Source organism: Labrenzia sp. ATLA3, from assembly GCF_057180185.1.
The window spans coordinates 228,071-241,191 of sequence record NZ_JBXUKV010000001.1 but is presented as its reverse complement, the minus strand read 5'-3'; the positions used below and the strand labels follow the sequence as shown (position 1 = coordinate 241,191).

The 13,121-nt window shown below is 57.5% G+C and carries 13 protein-coding genes; 8 read left to right on the top strand and 5 right to left on the bottom strand.

The genetic code is table 11. The features are described 5' to 3' along the window. The first annotated feature begins 57 nt into the window (after window positions 1–57). From AC2A6O_RS01100 to AC2A6O_RS01085, 4 genes are all read left to right on the top strand, one after another. Complete coding sequence (locus AC2A6O_RS01100; protein ID WP_148587137.1) at window positions 58–483, top strand: PaaI family thioesterase; 426 nt, start codon at window positions 58–60, stop codon at window positions 481–483. Window positions 484–873: 390 nt separating this feature from the next. After that, on the top strand, window positions 874–1,341 hold the full coding sequence (gene rplM, locus AC2A6O_RS01095; protein WP_006935155.1) for a 50S ribosomal protein L13: 468 nt from the start codon (window positions 874–876) through the stop codon (window positions 1,339–1,341). Window positions 1,342–1,343: 2 nt separating this feature from the next. Further along, window positions 1,344–1,820 (top strand): 30S ribosomal protein S9, encoded by a 477-nt coding sequence (gene rpsI / locus AC2A6O_RS01090; protein ID WP_148587136.1) that lies wholly within the window; start codon window positions 1,344–1,346, stop codon window positions 1,818–1,820. Between the two features lie 102 nt (window positions 1,821–1,922). Next, window positions 1,923–3,371, top strand: coding sequence for an MATE family efflux transporter (locus tag AC2A6O_RS01085; RefSeq protein WP_498925405.1), 1,449 nt, complete (start codon window positions 1,923–1,925; stop codon window positions 3,369–3,371). On the opposite strand, the gene AC2A6O_RS01080 is transcribed toward AC2A6O_RS01085, so the two are convergent. Beyond that, a complete protein-coding gene (locus tag AC2A6O_RS01080; RefSeq protein WP_498925404.1) occupies window positions 3,360–3,827 on the bottom strand; it encodes a helix-turn-helix domain-containing protein in 468 nt (155 codons plus the stop codon). The genes AC2A6O_RS01085 and AC2A6O_RS01080 overlap by 12 nt on opposite strands. Before the next feature lie 71 nt (window positions 3,828–3,898). On the opposite strand from AC2A6O_RS01080, the gene AC2A6O_RS01075 reads away from it, so the two are divergent. Continuing rightward, the gene (locus AC2A6O_RS01075) at window positions 3,899–5,122 is read left to right on the top strand and encodes an MFS transporter (protein ID WP_498925403.1); all 1,224 of its coding nucleotides are present in this window, start codon (window positions 3,899–3,901) and stop codon (window positions 5,120–5,122) included. A gap of 43 nt (window positions 5,123–5,165) precedes the next feature. On the opposite strand, the gene guaD is transcribed toward AC2A6O_RS01075, so the two are convergent. The 3 genes from guaD to AC2A6O_RS01060 form a co-directional block, all read right to left on the bottom strand. Further along, window positions 5,166–6,470 carry a guanine deaminase gene (gene guaD, locus AC2A6O_RS01070; protein WP_498925402.1) on the bottom strand — a complete coding sequence of 435 codons (1,305 nt, stop codon included), beginning with the start codon at window positions 6,468–6,470 and terminating at the stop codon, window positions 5,166–5,168. A gap of 172 nt (window positions 6,471–6,642) precedes the next feature. Further along, window positions 6,643–6,828 (bottom strand): hypothetical protein, encoded by a 186-nt coding sequence (locus AC2A6O_RS01065; protein ID WP_498925401.1) that lies wholly within the window; start codon window positions 6,826–6,828, stop codon window positions 6,643–6,645. Between the two features lie 96 nt (window positions 6,829–6,924). Then, window positions 6,925–7,872, bottom strand: a complete 948-nt coding sequence (locus tag AC2A6O_RS01060; protein WP_498925400.1) for a cation diffusion facilitator family transporter — start codon at window positions 7,870–7,872, stop codon at window positions 6,925–6,927. Between the two features lie 284 nt (window positions 7,873–8,156). On the opposite strand from AC2A6O_RS01060, the gene speB reads away from it, so the two are divergent. Beyond that, entirely contained in the window at window positions 8,157–9,110 is a 954-nt protein-coding gene (gene speB, locus AC2A6O_RS01055) for an agmatinase (protein WP_498925399.1), read from the top strand. A gap of 28 nt (window positions 9,111–9,138) precedes the next feature. After that, on the top strand, window positions 9,139–9,783 hold the full coding sequence (locus tag AC2A6O_RS01050; RefSeq protein WP_498925398.1) for a hypothetical protein: 645 nt from the start codon (window positions 9,139–9,141) through the stop codon (window positions 9,781–9,783). 43 nt (window positions 9,784–9,826) lie between these two features. On the opposite strand, the gene AC2A6O_RS01045 is transcribed toward AC2A6O_RS01050, so the two are convergent. Then, on the bottom strand, window positions 9,827–10,480 hold the full coding sequence (locus AC2A6O_RS01045) for a DUF6653 family protein (RefSeq protein ID WP_498925397.1): 654 nt from the start codon (window positions 10,478–10,480) through the stop codon (window positions 9,827–9,829). Between the two features lie 278 nt (window positions 10,481–10,758). Here AC2A6O_RS01045 and AC2A6O_RS01040 point away from each other — a divergent pair, with 278 nt between their 5' ends. After that, a complete protein-coding gene (locus tag AC2A6O_RS01040; RefSeq protein WP_498925396.1) occupies window positions 10,759–13,080 on the top strand; it encodes a sensor domain-containing protein in 2,322 nt (773 codons plus the stop codon). The last annotated feature ends 41 nt before the right edge of the window (window positions 13,081–13,121 follow it).

Genomic DNA, 13,121 nt, shown 5'->3' with positions numbered 1-13,121 from the left:
AACGTAAGATGAAATCAGATTACGGTCGGAAAATGAGAAGGATAGGGGGGAGGCTGAATGACGCCGGTAATGACAGGTACGGAAATCATGGAGATGCTGGACAGAGAGTTCCCGCAAATCCATGCCGGTGGGCGCGTTTACGCGATCGACAGTGTTTCACCCGGAGAAGCGGTGGTACGCCTGTCTGCCAACGAGTTGCATCTGCGTCCAGGTGGCACTGTGTCCGGTCCTTCTATGATGGCGCTGGCTGACCTTGCCGCCTATGTCGTGATTCTGGCTCACATCGGCCCGGTGGCGCTTGCGGTCACCACCAACCTGAACATCAACTTCCTGCGCAAACCGGACGCGGGCGATCTTCTTGCCACGTGCCGGCTCCTGAAGCTTGGCAAGCGTCTTGCGGTGGTTGATTGCTCAATTGCAGGTGAGGGGCAGGAAGAACTCGTCGCCCACGCGACGGCTACATATTCCGTACCGCCGCGCTGACGGCGCCCCGATCAGCTGGTGTTGATCCCGGATGTTCGCCTGATCGTCGCCGGGATCTGCCAGGTAAGCTGCAAATTTAGAATGTGTTTCGAGGCCAACAAACAGCGCAATCCAGCTTCCATTTGGGGTAAAGCGTGCTGAGAAATTCTCGGGACGCCTCGAATTGCAGGAGACTGGCGCGCTCAAACAGGCGAAAATATACGGTACTATGATACCGTTTTTTTAAGTAATTGAAAAATAACAGAAAAATAGAACGTTGTGAGAAATAAGGTTCTTGACGCCCATTCCGGGTAAGCGTATAAGCGCCACCGAACGAAATTTTGGTCCGTTCGCTGGCTTGATACAGGCCGCGCGGGCCTTTTCTTTAACCGACCAGTACGGATCAATCTCATGAAGACCTTCTCTGCCAAGCCGGCTGAGGTCGAGAAAAAGTGGATCTTGATCGACGCAGAAGGAATGGTTGTCGGCCGTCTTGCCGCATTCATCGCCAATCACCTGCGCGGCAAGCATCTGCCGACCTTCACGCCTCACATTGACACTGGTGACAACGTCATCGTCATCAATGCCGACAAGGTTGTGTTCACCGGCCGCAAGTACGACAACAAGAAGTACTACTGGCACACCGGCCATCCGGGCGGCATCAAGGAGCGCACTGCTCGTGCCATCCTGGAAGGCCGTTTCCCGGAACGCGTTCTGGAAAAAGCCGTACAGCGCATGATGCCGGGCGGTCCTCTGTCCAACAAGCAGCTTAAGAACCTCAAGGTCTACGCTGGTCCGACCCACCCGCATGAAGCTCAGTCGCCGGAACTCGTCGACGTCAAGGGCCTCAACGCAAAGAATGATGGCAAGAGGGCTTAACGATGGCTGAGCTGCAATCCCTGGAAGAACTGGGCGGCGCGGTCGAAACCGCTGCCCCCGAAGCTCCGGTCCATGTCCAGAAGCTGGACTCCAATGGCCGGGCCTATGCAACTGGCAAGCGTAAAGACGCTATTGCCCGCGTCTGGATCAAGCCGGGCACCGGCAAGATCGTGGTCAACAAGAAGGACTACACCGAGTATTTCGCTCGTCCGGTTCTTCAGATGATCCTTCAGCAGCCGATCATGCTGACCGACCGTGCAGGCCAGTACGACGTTATCGCAACGGTTACCGGTGGTGGTCTGTCCGGTCAGGCTGGCGCCGTGCGCCACGGCCTGTCTAAGGCTCTGACCCATTACGAGCCGGAACTGCGTGGCGTTCTGAAGAAGAACGGCTTCCTGACCCGCGACAGCCGCGTTGTTGAACGTAAGAAGTTCGGTAAGCGCAAGGCACGCCGGTCGTTCCAGTTCTCCAAGCGTTAATCGCTGGATCTGGAAGTTACCAGTTCGAAAAACCCGCCGGATCGCTCCGGCGGGTTTTTTGTTGGCATAGATACCTGCTAGGGCTTTAGATCGTTTGGTGTCATGCATGACGAGGACAAACCGCTGAATTCGAGTGTGAAAGATCAGGAGCCCGCGACAGAGGCAAAATTCCTGTCCGGCAGTCTGTTTCGCCATGTGACCGTGATGTCCCTGACCGCTTCTGTTGGCCTGATGGCGATCTTTGCGGTCGACTTTGTCGACATGATCTTCATCTCCATGCTGGGCAAGGCGGAACTGGCGGCGGCCGTCGGATATGCCGGCGCGATCCTCTTCTTCACGACCTCGTTCAACATCGGGGTTGCCATTGCTGCGGGGGCGCTTGTGTCCAGGGCTCTGGGGGCAGGGGACAGAGAAGGTGCAAGGCAGCAGGCCTCCAATGCCCTGACAGTGGGCGTTCTCTTCAGCGCCATCTTTGCCGTGGCCGTCTGGTTTTCCCTGGGGTCGCTCGCCACGTTGATCGGTGCAACAGGACGAACGCACGATCTTGCGGTTCATTATCTGGCGATCATCGTACCGACCTTGCCCTTGCTGTTGCTTGGTATGGCGGGCGGCGCCGTTCTGAGGGCGCATGGCGATGCCCGTTGGGCAATGATGTCGACCATCATCGGAGGCATTGTGAATGCGGTGCTCGATCCGATCCTGATCTTCGGGTTCGACCTGGAGCTGACGGGTGCTGCGATAGCAAGTGCAGCTTCTCGGGTTGCCATTGCCGTTTTCGCGCTCGCGCCGATCTTTCGTTTCCACGGAGGTTTGGCTCTGCCGCGTCCTATGGCTCTTTTCAGGGATATGCCGTCGATTGCGGCAATTGCCTGTCCTGCCATTCTGACCCAGCTTGCGACACCTGTCGGGCAAGCCTGGGTTACCCGGTCCATGGCCGAATTCGGAGAGGAGGCCGTGGCCGGTATGGCGGTGGTCGCCCGTATGACACCGCTGGCATTTGCAACAATCTTTGCCCTGTCAGGGGCTGTCGGACCGATTGTGGGCCAGAACTACGGGGCCGGCAGGTTCGACCGGGTTCGTGACACGTTGCGCAAAGCGCTTTTGTTTACGGCACTTGTGGTCGGCTTTGCCGCACTTGTTCTGTTCTTGCTCCGCGGTCCGATTGCACATCTGTTTGAAGCGGATGGCGTCGCCCTGACCCTGATTTATCTGTTCTGCGGCCCCTTGGCTCTGGCCTTCTTTTTCAACGGCGCGATTTTCGTTGCGAATGCCTGTTTCAACAACCTGGGCCGTCCGTTCTATTCCACCATGCTCAACTGGGGGCGGCACACCGTCGGCACCATTCCCTTTGTCTGGTTCGGTGGAATGCTATACGGAGCGCCCGGGGTTCTGATCGGACAGGCGGCCGGTGGTATCTTGTTCGGGGTTGCCGCCATCCTGATCGTGCGTGGTGTCATTCGGTCGGTCGAAGAACATCACGAAAAGCCACCAAAACGCGGGCTCTTCCAGCGGCAGGCACGTCAGCTCATCTTGTTCTTTTCAAGACGGTGATGACCTGCGGCGTCCGGAAATCGATCCGGCTGGTTTTGGTGGCCAAGGAACCCGTTCGCCACGGTTTCTACGTCCGCTGATCCGGATCAACTGCTGAAATTTCGGACATTCCATGTGTGAGGAGGCCGGACAGTCGGCGACGTGACGGATCATGTCGCGCAGAGCTTCCAGGGTCTGGATCTGCCTGTCGAGTTCATCCGCTCTCTGGTGAAGGCCTGGCCGGGAGAGGGCGGGTCGACCGTCAGGACCGAACATCGCCTTGATCTCTTCCAGTGAAAACCCGCCGGTCTTGCCAAGGGTGATCAGCGCGAGCTGGTCCAGAACGTCGGGCCCGAACAGACGTTTCAGCCCCCGGCGCCCCACCGACGTGATCAGGCCTTTTTCCTCATAGTGGCGAATGGCGGACGCTGCGATGCCGGTCTGCTTCGACACTTCGGAAATATCCATGAATTTCATCTATTGACCTCAAGTCGACTTGAATTTGTAGGCTGTGCTCCTGGCTTTCAAAACGCAAGGAAAAAACAATCATGTCGGATAAAGCTTCATCATCGGGGCGACCGCTCTGGCTGGAAACGGCGGCAATCGCGCTGCTGATGACGGCTACTTTGAAAATCATGGCCAATGCCACTATAAGCCCGGCCTTGCCGGCGCTTGAGGCAAGTTTCCCGGATGAACCCGGCGCGGCCTATCTGACTCGCTTCCTGGTCGCAGCCCCGTCTCTCTCGGTTGTTCTGATCGCACCGTTTGCAGGTTTTGCGGCTGACAGGTTTGGCAGAGGGCCGCTGCTGCTGTTCGGCGTTCTGCTGTTTGCCCTGGCCGGCAGCGCAGGCGCATATCTGCCGGATCTGCAGTCGATCCTGATCAGCCGACTGTTGCTGGGTGTTGCTGTCGCCATGACGATGACAGCCCAGGTTGCACTGGTAGGAGACCTGTTTTCCGGTCAGAGCCGAAGTGCCTTCATGGGTTGTCAGACCGCGGCGGTCAATTTCAGTGGGTTCCTGTTCATCGGCTTTGCCGGTTGGCTCGCGGGACTGTCCCCCCGATTGCCGTTCCTGGTCTACGTGTTGCCGGTTCTGCTTGTGCCATTTCTGCTGCCGATCCTGAAGCGGGAACGGAACACCCGGCGCGAAAACTCTGTCGACAGATCGGCAAGCCAGGTCGCTGTGCCACGAAAAGGCTGGTTCGTTCCCGCTCTGGCCGTGGGCTTTCTGACAATGGTCACCGTGATGTTCTTTTTCCTGATGCCCAGCCAGTTGCCGTTTTATCTGGAGGAAAACGGCCTTGAGAGCGCGTCGGGCACAGCGATGGGGCTCGGTGCACTAACGCTCACCGGAGGCATCGTTGCGATGGCCTACCGGCGGATCAGCACGCTTCTGGGTCTGTCAGCGTCTTTTGGTGCCGGATTTGCGTTGATGGGGCTGGGCTTCGCTGTTCTTTCGGTTGAGGCCATCTGGCCGCTCATCCTTGGTGGGGCCGCACTGGTTGGGGCTGGCTATTCTCTGGTCCAGCCGTCGTTTCTGCTGCTTGCCTTGCAAGTCGCGCCTGAGGAACGGCGTGGCAGTGTTTCGGGAATCGTGACGACAGCGATGTTTCTGGGGCAGGTCGTCTCGCCGCTACTCTTGACCATGCCCATCCAGGAATTCGGTTTTGCTTCTGTCTATCGTGGTACAGCTCTGGCGTTGTCCCTGTTTGCGGCTGCCGGGTTCAGTCTGCTCCTGTTCCGCTCTTTCCGGGCAGGGCACGCTGGCTGATGCGGCCGAAAGCCGGGGCATGTTGTTTGCCCCGGCCAAAGTGTCACGACTTCAGGGCTGTTCCGGCAGCATAGGTTTCAACGACAGCACGATCATCACCAAGGGTTTGCAGCACGAAAAGCTCTTCCGACAGTGTTTCGGCAGTTTCCATCCGCAAGGCCATCGGCTGGGTCGCCCGCGCATTCAGCACCACCAGGTCGGCGTCTGTGCCGGGCTCAAGGGTGCCGATCCTGTCTTGCAGGGACAGCGCTTCGGCATTGCCGAGCGTAACCCAGAAGAAACACGCGAGCGGGTGGAGGCGTTGGCGCTGGAGCTGCAGCACCTTGTAGCCTTCATCGAGGGTTCGCAGCATCGAATAGTTGGTGCCGCCGCCGACATCGGTGGCAATGGCCGTGCGAACGCCGGCTTGCTCCAGCCCGGCCTTGTTGAATAGACCACTGCCCAGGAAAAGGTTGGATGTCGGGCAGAATACGGAAACGGAGCCGGTCTCCCGCATGACACCCAGTTCCCGCTCGTTCATGTGGATGCAGTGACCGAGCAAGGTCTTGCTGCCAAGCAGAGCATACCCTTCGTAAACGCCGAGATAGTCTACCGCTTCCGGATAGAGCTCCAGCGTGTAGGCGATTTCGTTTTGGTTCTCGTTGATATGCGTCTGCAAATGGCAGTCAGGATGTTCCTTCAAAAGCGTTCCGGCGGCTTCAAGTTGCCCGGGCGTCGACGTGATAGCGAAGCGCGGAGTGATGACATAATGCGCCCGTCCGCGCCCGTGCCACTTCTCCAGCAAAGCCTTGCTGTCGTCATAGCCGCTTTGAGCGGTGTCACACAGGTCGGCAGGCGCGTTCCGGTCCATCATTGTCTTGCCGCCCAGCATCAGCATGCCGCGCCGCTCCGCTTCCTCGAAATAAGCATCGACCGAGGCAGGATGACTGGAGCAATAGGCGGACGCCGTGGTGGTGCCGTGGGCGGCAAGCGCGTCGAAAAAGGCGGCTGCGATCCGGTTCGCGTGCGCCTTGTCGGCAAACTTCATTTCCGCTGGGAAGGTGTAGTCGTTCAGCCAGTCCAGAAGTTGATCGGCCCAGGACGCGATCACCTGTGCTTGCGGAAAATGAATATGCGTGTCGATGAAGCCGGGAAGGATCAGATGCGGCCGGTGATCGATCACGGCCGTTCCTTCACCTGAAACGGAAACTACGTCCTGAAAGCTTCCTCTGGCCGCGATCTTGCCGTCCCGAACCAGCAGGGCGCCGTCCTCGATATACCTGTAGGCCTGCGTATCGTCTGGTCCCTTGGGGGCCGCGGAAAAGGAGAGCAGCCTGCCGCGCAGGATCTTCTGGGTCTTGTCTGCCACGGCAGGAAATCCTCATGGAAATGGAACGGCGTTTGCCGGTTTGGTTTCCCGTTTTAGTCCCGGGGGCCGAAGGCGACAACGGCTCAACCGTATTTGCCAGAGGGAATCAGACACTTTTTCGAGACGGCCGAGGAATATGCCCGAGGATACTGGGGTGCGTGGCGAGCGAGGATTACGAACCGAAGCCGGTCGCGGCAGACAGGGCACCGCCCAGGGCAACAAGCGTTCCCAGAATGGCAAGGCACACGTAGACCGTAAATATGGCTGGAGCACCGTCCGAAGGAGCGGTGTTTTCGCTTCTGGCGTTCCAAGCCGGAGGAGCCGGATCCTGCGCCGAATTTCTGTCATAGCCAGCCATCAGACCCGCACCTTACCTGCCAAGATATAATCCTGCGTAAACGGGCCGAATATTTGGCCGCCGCTGTTTTCGGGGCCTAAGTCCAGGCCTGGACCCTCAAGAGCGTTCGCTTGTCTCGATGGTTACGTGGCCGATTCCGTGCCGGGCTTTCAACCGCTCGCGAATTTGCCTGAGCACGATTTCCGCATTGTCTTCCCGCTTCAACGTGGCATGCATGGTTGCGTTGACCTTGCCCTCTGCGAGCGACCAGAGATGGATATGATAGACATCTTCCAGGCCGGGAACTGCGTTCAGCAAATCGGTTTTCAAGGTTTCCCTGTCGATGTCAGTCGGTGCTCCTTCAAGCAGAATATGGGCGGACTGGCGCATGACCGTGACAGCGGAGCGAACAATCAGCAGAGCCACGAAAACTGACAGGATCGGATCAATGGGATACCAGCCCGTGAAGTAGATCACGACGGCGGCGGCAATCGCTGCAACCGAGCCGAGAAGATCGCCAAGCACGTGCAGGATAGCGGATCGCATATTGAGCGATCCGTCACCACCGCGCTGAAGGATGAAAAACGCACCTATGTTCACCAAAAGACCGATGACGGCGATCACGAACATCGGTCCTGCAAGCACGGTTTCAGGCGTCATAAATCGCCCGGCGGCTTCGATGCAGATCCAGCCTGTTACCACCAGCAGGAAAATGGAATTGGCGAAGGCAATCAACACCGGCAAACGGTCACGGCCATAAGTGAGCCGGGCATCTGCCGGTTTCTTGGATTGCTGGAACGCCCACCAGGCCAGTCCCAGCGAAGCGGCATCCGTTACCATGTGGACGGCGTCCGCCATCAGTGCCAGCGATCCTGCAAGCCAGCCTCCAACCAGTTCGGCAAACATGAAGGCCGCGATCAGCAAACCGGCCCACGCGACGGCGCGCGCGTTCCTGTCGGTCACTTCCGGCGTGTGATCGTGACCATGTTCGTGGTTGTGGCTGTGACCGTGAGAATGACCGTGGGAAGCGCCGTCGGCATGGTCGTGTTGGCCGTTGTCGCTCATGACAATTTCCTTTGGTCGGAGGCTGAAAAGATCATGCAATCTTTCGACATGTACCACCGGTTGACAAGAACCGCATCCGGATCAGCCCCCTTCAAAGGGGATGAACACAATCGCAGGTGCTACCAACGGGCATCGCCGGCCGGGATTGGCGGGAGGGGACTTCGCTGGTAAAACCTGAAGCACCGTCCTCGGGTGTCCGGTAAATGACACACCCGGCAGTCCGTGCCGATTGATCCGGATCGGCACACCAAGATCCTGCCACACCAGACTTCAAGGAAATTGTCATGTCAGCAGAATTGCCTCGGGAAACCGACAACGCATTTCTGGGTAAATCGATCAAGGGCGGTTCGCATGAACCGACGTATGCTGGGGCACTGTCTTTCATGCGCCGCCGCTACAGCCGCGATCTGACGGGGATTGACCTGGCCGTTTGGGGCATCCCGTTCGATGCTTCCGTTTCCAACCGCCCCGGCGCCCGGTTCGGGCCTCAGGGTGTTCGCCGTGCATCCGCCATTTTCGATGGCGATCCGCAATATCCGTTCGACATGGATCCTTTCGAGGTTCTCGCCTGCGTGGACTATGGCGATTGTGTTTTCGATTATGGTCGCAACGCCGACGTCCCGGGGCACATTCAGGCCCAGGCGGCCGACATTCTCGCCTCAGGCGCCCATTTGTTTTCCATTGGCGGGGACCATTTCGTCACCTATCCGTTGCTTAAGGCCCATGTGGCCAAGCATGGACCGCTTGCCCTGGTGCAGTTCGATGCCCACCAGGACACCTGGAACGATGAAGGCGACAGGATCGACCATGGCACCTTTACCGGACGAGCCGTTCGCGAAGGTCTGATCGATCCGGACAGGTCAATCCAGATCGGCATCCGGACCCACGCGCCCGAAACTTGCGGGCTGGATATCATTTACGGCTACGAGATGGACAACCTGGGCATCAGTGGCGTGATCGAAAGGATCAAGGAACGTGTGGGGACCGGACCGGCCTACATGACCTTCGATATCGACTGTCTGGACCCGGCTTTTGCTCCCGGTACGGGAACACCGGTTGCAGGTGGCTTGTCATCTCGCGAAGCGCTCTCGGTGCTGCGGGAACTGGGATCTTTGAACTTCGTGGGCGGTGATGTCGTCGAAGTCGCTCCGGCCTATGACCATGCGGATATCACGTCCATTGCCGGTGCAAGCGTCGCATTGACCTACATTGGCCTGCTTGCCGAGAAGTGCAAATAGGCTGGCTAGACCAGAGCAGGGCTGCAACATGGCGAAGGTCCTCAGTTTGCGGTTTGTGAAAACGCCGGGCAGCATTTCCTTGCCGCCCGGTGTCGCCCGACAGTTCAAGGTGTTCTCGGGGGATCACAGCCTTGAAGGCACTCCTGCGATCGTGTTTGAACTGGACAAGGCGCATATGAGAGGCGTCACATGCATTCACTTGCGTGAAAGGCCTGATTGGTTGCTCGAATGCACGGCCAAGGCCGGAACCGGAAGCTGGGATCTGATTTCCGATGCCGGTGTCAGGACGGGGCACATCGCCGGACGCGGATCATTGAAGCAGGGTTGGAAACTTGAGCTGCCGAGGAGCTGTGCGCATTATGAAATTACCGATCCTGAAAGCATTGCCAAACAGACCGTTCGAACCATGCTTGGCGGTGATGCGGAAGCATTTGTGTTGGTCGAAAACGGTAATCTCGCGGGAACATTGACCCGCAAACACCGGGATCAATCAAACGGCAAGAGGGCCGGGTTGCTGGCGGGGCTGAAAAGGTTTGTCACTGGCAGGGACTGGGTGCTCGACGTTCAGCAACAAAATGATCAGCTGGAACTCGCGCGCACGGACCACCTGGTCGCTCTGGCTTGCCTCGGGTTGGTCGCTGTTGTGAGCCTTGACCTGAGCACTGCCGACTGAACTTGCTTATTTCCCGATGACAGGTGCTTAAAGCGAAGCAGGTTTAGCGACGGTTGCTGCGCGCGACGGTTTTCGGGAGATTGTCGTTTTGCGGAACGGCCGTCCAGAAGCGATAAAGCGCGGTTTTGTCCTTCATGGTCCGGTAAAGCTGGACCAGCTTGACGAAGCTGACGAACTGGGCCGCGTGTGCGACGGTCAGGCCAGTCAGCGAGAGGATCGGCGACATCAGGAAGCCACCAAGCAGGGCGATCATCCCCCCCATCCAGAAGACGAGGTAAAGCGTCGTCAACCTGGTGCTGTCAGTGGCCGGGACCGGGAGGAACAACCTGTTCAGCCAGACCTTTTCGCCGAAGCTCACCTGTTTGGCCCAGGATGTTGTCTTGCCGGTTTCTCCGATGAGCCCCGGAAGGATGATGACGCATGCCAGAACGCCGACAGCAACCAGAAGCGCGCCCCAAATTCCAAGCCAGACCTGCGACCACAAGGCGGCGGTCAGCAAGCCTGGGGCAACGATCTTCATCGTAGTAGAAAGAGCTGGCGCAGGTTTGCCCGATGCAGCTTTCGGCAAAAGAACGGGAGCCTTCGGGCCATTGGCATTTTTCAATGCCGGACGGGCAAGGGGACTCAAGTGACGTCGTGAGGTTTGCATATGCCGCAGCCAGCCTTTCAGATAGGCGTCAATCTTACTCGGCGACATGGGTGCTTGGCAAATGACAATCTGTCTCAAGCAACATCAATTTCCGTAAATTTACCAATGTGGACACGTGGTGCGAGCAAGTATTGAGTGCGACGTCACGCGGAGGATTCGGTGTATCCTCAAAGAGCTCGGCCGTAATGACCGGCTTCAGGGATGAATAATAAATAGTCAAGAAGCTAACCGAGCCGCCTTCTATTCGATTCATTGTTTTTTAGTCTGAAATCAGTAAAAACATACTAATTGTTGAGTGCGTTAATTTCTATCAATTGGGTTGGGGCATGGTCTTACATACGAGCCAGGATGAAAGGGGCGTTGAAAACAGCGAGATTATTGCGTCTCTGGGCTCCGAGCTGGACCGACTGAACCGCATTGCGACGTTGTCCGCAAGCGATGAACTGCGGCTAAGCAGTGTCTCACTTCATACGCTGCTGAACGAGGTTTCCGATTACCTTTTCGTGAAGGATCGGAGCTCTCGCTTCGTTATGGCCAACCTCCAAGTTGCACTTGATGTTGGACTGCAAGACGTTTCTCAATTGATCGGCAAGTCGGATCTGGACCTTCAGCCGAAAGAGGCAGGCTTGAAATTCTATGCCATCGAACAGGAAATCATGGCATCGAATATTCCGCGCATCGATTTCGAAGAACCCTTGGTTCTGGAAAACGGCAAACGGAAATGGTTTTCCTCTTCCAAGTATCCGGTGACAAACAGCAAAGGTGAGGTTGTCGGCATCATCGGTTTGTCCAGGGATATCACTGATCGCAAGAGAGCCTTGCTGCTGCAGCAGGGGCAAAACAAGGTTCTTCAGGAAATTGCTGCGGGCAAGCCGCTGGAACAGGTGCTGACAACCCTGGTGCTGACCATTGAAGACCAGTTGGACGGTGTCATGGGGTCGGTCATGCTGCTGGACGACGCCGGCGAAAAGCTCTTGTCGACCGCGGGGCCCAACCTGCCACAGGAATACCTGGACCTGACGCACGGTGTACCGGTGAGCCCCAAAATGGGGTCATGCGGTACAGCTGTTTTCCGTCGTGAAAGCGTTATTGTTGAGGATGTTCAGAAAGACAGCCTCTGGGAGGATGTCCGCCATCTCATTGCGCCCTTTGATCTGCGATCCTGCTGGTCAGTGCCGTTTTTCGGCAAGGATAGCAAGGTTCTGGGCACCTTCGGACTCTACACAAGGTCGGCTCGCAGCCCGACCGATCACGAGTTGAAACTGGCGTTCGAGGCGGCCCGGCTGGCATCAGTGGCCGTTGAGCGTGACCGTGCCGAACGCAAGATTCGCTATCTGGCGAACCATGATGTTCTGACCGGCCTGCCCAACCGGCAGGAGTTCAAGACCAAGCTGGAAGAAAAGGTTTCCGAAAGCGACAGAACCGGAGATCCCGTTGCCGTCGTTTTTGTCGATCTCGACAATTTCAAGTTCGTCAACGATAGCTTTGGACATGCGATCGGCGATCAGGTCCTGATGATTATCGCCGAGCGCATCATGTCCGTTCACACCGGCACACATCAAGCCATCCGGTTCGGCGGGGATGAGTTTGTCCTGATCGTCGATGGCGAGTCGGCGCTGAAACCCGCTCTGAATGAATTCATGACGAGGTTGCGCGACGAGGTTACCAAGACGATCCACATTGATGATTTGTCTTTCCACGTTACCTGCAGCATAGGGGCCGCCTGTTACCCGCAGGATGCGGACTGTGCGGCGAAGCTGCTGAGCAATGCCGACAAGGCCATGTTCGAAGCCAAGTCCGCCGGGCGTGACAGCTACAAGGTTTACGAGAAGACCCGTCCGGAACGTTCAGTCAACAAACTGACGCTTTTGGAAGAAATGCGGAAGGGCATCGATAACGGCGAGTTTTTCCTCGAATATCAGCCACAGTACAATCTCGTCAGTGGACGTATCGTGGGTGCAGAAGCGCTGGTCCGCTGGCAGCATCCTGTCCTCGGGCGCATGATGCCTGGCGAGTTCATTGCTCTGGCTGAAGAAAGCGGTCTCATCGTGCCGCTCGGCAGATGGGTGACGCGAGAAGCCTGCCGGCAGAACAAGGAATGGCAGGACAATGGCCTGTTGCCGATTACGGTCGGCGTCAACGTGTCCGCCCGCCAATTCCGGGACGACAGCCTGATTTCGGACGTACGTGAGGCGTTGCTGGAAACGGGGCTCGGATCAACGTATCTGGAGCTGGAACTGACGGAAAGCCTGTTGATTCAGAATGCGGAGCAGGCCGTTGAACTGATGGACGAATTCCGCCGGCTGGGCGTGAAACTTGCGATAGACGACTTCGGAACGGGGTATTCAAGTCTTACCGCATTGAAGATCTTTCCGCTGACCAGGCTCAAGATTGACCGCAGCTTCATCAGCGATCTGGACTTTGACGAGAGTGACCGCTGTATCGCAAAGGCGATCATCTCTCTTGGCAGGGAACTCGGTCTTTGTGTTGTGGCTGAAGGCGTGGAGACGGCAAAGCAGCAGGCGTTTCTCGCCAGTTGCCAATGTGAAGTCGTGCAGGGCTTCCATTTCGGACGTCCAATGGAAGCGAGCAAGTTCGGCAAGCTGCTAGCGATGACGCTGACACCTCTGGACGCACATTTCGGCTGAAAACTCATTGCACGTAGATGCTTGCTGACTAGCCTGCGCGC